Genomic DNA, 4,104 nt, shown 5'->3' on the forward strand with positions numbered 1-4,104 from the left:
TAAAACCAACGACTTCCCCGGCTAATTCCATACATAAAAAACCGTCTGGATATTGCTGAACTCGTGTTGCTATTTTTTCTTTTGTAGCCGCTTCATCCCCTTCATAGGATTCGATTTCAATCGCATAACAGGCGTCAACATCATCAAGTGTGGCAGTGCGAAAGACTGGAGAATGCATGAAATTACCTCATTAAATTATTTTTTATGATTTTATCACTACATGGTTTATTTTCTCGTTGTTTTTAATGGTATTCCTCACATTCAACTGCCATTTTTTGTTGTGTTTTATCCCGTAAGTAGCTCAGCCATGTTGAAATGAAAACTAAAACTCCACCAGAGATTGCGACGGCATAACCTGCATAAGGACCATAGGTATCCACCATTTTGCCCGTTAGCATCGCACCAATCGCAACGCCAATATTTAACCCTGCGAGTAACCATGTCATTCCTTCTGTTAATTTATTCCGTGGAACAATTCTCTCAACTAATGTCATTGCAATAATCATCGTCGGTGCAAAGAACAATCCTGAAATAAACACCACCACAGACAAAGAATAAACACCTACCACCCACCACATTGGCACAATAGAAAGAAACGTCATTAAGCCACTGAGGAATAATAAACGTGATAACGGTGTGTTAAAGGTTAATCCGCCAAATACAAGCCCCATCGCACATGAACCGATCGCATAGGCCGATAACACTAAACTGGCCATCGCTGGTTGCTGTTGTAATTGAGCCAACGTGACACTTAAAATATCCACACTGCCAACAATCACACCTAAAGCAATCATTAATACAATCAACAACTGCAAGCCAATCATTGAAATAATTGATTTATTCACCAATACAAGAGAGTCATGCGCCACAACTTTGGGTTCTGTGCTTCGCTGTGAAATAAATAAAGCCATTCCCACGGCTAATAAAATTGCCGCAACCAGTAAACCTGCTTGAGGAAATAAAGCGACAGTGATCCCGACAGATAACGGAGGGCCAACAATAAAAGTGGCATCATCAAATACGGTTTCTAATGAATAGGCTGTTTGTAGTATGGGTTGATCTTTATACAGCGCAGTCCACCTAGCCCTTACCATGGCAGACATACTGGGCCTCGCCCCCGTTAATAAAGCTCCGATAAATAAGCCGATATCGGGTAATGATAACCACGTAGTTAAGATAATAATAAACACACCAAGCACACTGATTACGGTCACCACTGGCAAGACGCGAAATTGACCATATTTATCCACTAAGCGAGAAACTTGTGGAGATAGTAACGCATAAGTTAAGACAAAAGTTGCAGAAACAAGCCCTGCTAAGGTATAGCTTCCTTTTAGTTGCGCTAACAAGGTAATGATCCCGATCCCCATCATCGGTAACGATAAACGTGCCAGTAACCCTGCTATCACAAAACGTTGGTTTTCTTTTGCCTGAAATAACTGCTGATAGCGACCTATCATATGAGCTCCAAAATGAAATTTAATTATACATACCTTGCGTATGTATAATCATGATATAATCATACACATTGAATGTAAATAATTATACGCTATGTATGTAAGAGGCTTTTAATGGCAAGAAGAACGCAAGCCCTCTAATCGCCAGTTTGGTGCCTTAAAATGGCCATTTTGGGGTGTTTTAAATTGATGTTTTTAAAGGGTTTGTTTTTCTTGAGAACGGATGCCCACATGGTAGTCTGCGCACTCCACAGGCTTAGGGGAAAAACATGAAATTAAATCATCACACTTACCAACAAACTGATTTCTCGAATCGAGATCTGTCGAACTTAGTTTTCAACAATTGTTGCTTTTATCAATGTAACTTTAGCCGTGCCGACATGCGTGATTCTAAATTCATCAATTGCAGCTTTATTGAGAAAAGCGATGTGGAGGGATGCAATTTTGCGTATGCCGATCTCAGAGATGCATCTTTTCAACACTGTCGATTGGCGATGGCTCATTTCAGCGGGGCGGACTGTTTTGGGATTGAACTGAGAGATTGTGATTTAAAAGGTGCCAACTTTTCTCGCGCCCGCTTTGTTAATCAGGTCTCGAACTATATGTATTTTTGTTCCGCTTACATCACGGGATGTAATTTATCCTACGCCAACTTGGAGCGGCAGTGCCTCGAAAAATGTGATCTGTTTGAAAACCGCTGGATTGGCGCCAACTTGCACGGGGTTTCTTTTAAAGAGTCTGACCTAAGTCGTGGTTCATTTTCAGAGGACTGCTGGGAACAAGCGCGTTTCCAAGGCTGTGATTTAACCCATATTGAACTGACCGGGTTGGATCCCCGCAGAGTGGATTTAACGGGAGTGAAAATTTGCGATTGGCAGCAAGAACAACTGCTGGAGAAGCTGGGTGTGATTGTGGTTCCTGACTAATTCGGCATCGTGGCTTTGCCTTCGTGGGGACTGCTTACCATTTACTTTTTTTGGGGAGTTTGATTGTCACGCCGGTCGGTTCATGAGTTTCTCTCTGTATTGTGGCTGCTTGGTTTTAGGAATGTGTGCTCTCAGAGGGAGAATCGTTTATGCCCCATTTTAAGTTGTGCCTATTTGAATCATTATTTCTGAGAGCGGCAATTTGACCTATTTGGGGTCATACTAAAAGTGGCTTCTATAGCGGTAGCTATTCACATAAAGGAACAAAGATGTCTTCAGATCATTACGGAACCAGTGCCCGTTACGCACGTAAAGAAGCCGATTACCGAGAGAAAGCACTCAAACTTTACCCTTGGGTATGCGGAAGGTGTGCCAGAGAGTTTGTCTATTCAAACCTGCGTGAATTAACCGTTCACCACAAAGATCATGACCATACCAACAACCCCGAAGATGGTAGCAACTGGGAGTTGTTGTGCCTCTATTGTCACGATCATGAACATAGCAAATACCTAGAATATGAACTTCATGGCAGTGAAATAAAGCCCGGAGAAGATGAACATCAGGGGGCAACGTACAATCCATTTGCTGATTTAGCAAAGATGATGAAGAAGTAATTCAAAGTATTAAAACGATTCGAGGTTTGCGCTCTAAAGCATTTTTTTCCTTAGTGTTTTAACGTAAATACTCAGTTATGGGGGAGGGGGCTCGCCTCTGAATTTAAAGTACTTTTTCCTATGATAACTAGCCGTAAATGGTCATATCTCTACTACATTGGTAGCAAAATGATTTTTCCATGTAAGTTCGTAGATTTGGACTCGATTAGCTTGATAGCGTTCTGAATTTGTTCCAATGGAATACAACGATCTACATCTAGTTGTATTCCATTGGTGATGAAATGGTCTAGCATCATCGAAAATTTTTCACGTCGGATATCTTTACCAACAGCATTCTCCCAGTAACGTAAGAAAAATGTACTGAATTCAATGTTTAGGTTCTTCGCATACTCAAAGAAATGAGGCTGATAGAACTCCAGAGAAAGAGTTCCATAGTTGATATACCGTCCATTCTCGCCGATGGTATGAATCAGTTCTGTTCCTTTTTTGCCTCCAATAGCGTCGAACGCAATATTTGGGCCAGGGAAATCAAGTTGCTGTATTTGAGTGAGTAGGTCTACTTTTGCATCTATTACATGGTTTGAATCATATGGATAATTTTCAGGCTTCGACGTTACGACAATAAGAGTGAACCCTAGCGATGAAGATAGCTGTGCAAAAATTTTACCTATTGCAGAACTTCCAGCGTTGATAATCAGTACATCTTCTTGCTTCAACTGAGCAATTTCGGTGGTTAAAACCCACGCTGTTAGCGCATTGATATACAACTGGCACGCATAACCTTTGTCCAGGTGCGGCGGAATGATGAAAAGGTTATCTGGTGATACATCGATATATTTCTGCCAAGTACCGCTGGTAGCCACGACAACTCTTTGCCCTACGGTAAATTCTGCATGGTTGGAGACGATGATTTGTCCAACAGCTTCAAATCCGGGTACTCGGGGCGGCTGATGACTATGCCTGTATTGACCTACACCATGTATAGACAACAAGTCGCTTGGATTAATATTAGTTGCTTCGATTTTTACTCTGATTTTATCTTCTTCAAGCGAATTCAAAGGTACCTGTTCAATCGTCAATGAATCTTGCGGTTGACCGAAACAGAGC

4 protein-coding genes and 1 pseudogene are annotated in these 4,104 nt (G+C 41.5%); 2 read left to right on the plus strand and 3 right to left on the minus strand.

Features of this window, described 5'->3' with window-relative positions; translation table 11 throughout:
• Together PR809_RS19875 and PR809_RS19880 are read right to left on the minus strand one after the other, a co-directional pair.
• Positions 1–178: pseudogene (locus tag PR809_RS19875) on the minus strand (GNAT family N-acetyltransferase); the annotation flags it as partial.
• 64 nt (positions 179–242) lie between these two features.
• Positions 243–1,460: an MFS transporter gene (locus PR809_RS19880; RefSeq protein ID WP_058685177.1), complete on the minus strand. Its 1,218-nt coding sequence runs from the start codon at positions 1,458–1,460 to the stop codon at positions 243–245.
• A 266-nt stretch (positions 1,461–1,726) separates the two neighbouring features.
• Between PR809_RS19880 and PR809_RS19885 the strand changes: the two genes are divergently transcribed.
• Both PR809_RS19885 and PR809_RS19890 read left to right on the plus strand, forming a co-directional pair.
• Positions 1,727–2,383: a Qnr family pentapeptide repeat protein gene (locus tag PR809_RS19885; RefSeq protein WP_102140708.1), complete on the plus strand. Its 657-nt coding sequence runs from the start codon at positions 1,727–1,729 to the stop codon at positions 2,381–2,383.
• 269 nt (positions 2,384–2,652) lie between these two features.
• Positions 2,653–2,997 carry a YajD family HNH nuclease gene (locus PR809_RS19890; protein ID WP_020328762.1) on the plus strand — a complete coding sequence of 115 codons (345 nt, stop codon included), beginning with the start codon at positions 2,653–2,655 and terminating at the stop codon, positions 2,995–2,997.
• Positions 2,998–3,149: 152 nt separating this feature from the next.
• On the opposite strand, the gene PR809_RS19895 is transcribed toward PR809_RS19890, so the two are convergent.
• Positions 3,150–4,104 (minus strand): zinc-dependent alcohol dehydrogenase family protein (locus tag PR809_RS19895; protein ID WP_186850200.1); only part of this gene is annotated, 955 nt, incomplete at its 5' end.

Origin of the sequence: Providencia sp. PROV201, from assembly GCF_028479545.1 — a bacterium.
In the GTDB taxonomy this organism is placed as follows: domain Bacteria; phylum Pseudomonadota; class Gammaproteobacteria; order Enterobacterales; family Enterobacteriaceae; genus Providencia; species Providencia huaxiensis.